1 protein-coding gene is annotated in these 261 nt (G+C 61.7%); it reads left to right on the plus strand.

The features are described from left to right. Positions 1-261 (plus strand): DNA/RNA non-specific endonuclease (locus R0J92_RS24005; protein WP_411053524.1); only part of this gene is annotated, 261 nt, incomplete at both ends.

The following is a 261-nucleotide window of genomic DNA, read 5'->3' on the forward strand; positions in this document are numbered from 1 at the left end:
TCGTGCCGCAGAACCGCGAGAATAATCAGCGCATGTGGTCGCGCATCGAAACGGCCGTGCGCAAGCTGTCGATGAAGTACGACGACATCTACGTGGTCACCGGCCCGATGTTCATCGGCGGACAGTTGCAGACGATCGGGCCGACGCGCGTGTTCGTGCCGACGCAGCTGTTCAAGGTCGTCTACGTGCCGTCGAAGAAACTCGCGTTCGCGATCGTCGCGGACAACGTCGCCACCGACCACTACGACGTGAAGTCGGTGC

The organism is Tritonibacter sp. SIMBA_163 (assembly GCF_046535935.1).
Taxonomy (GTDB): domain Bacteria; phylum Pseudomonadota; class Alphaproteobacteria; order Rhodobacterales; family Rhodobacteraceae; genus Epibacterium; species Epibacterium scottomollicae.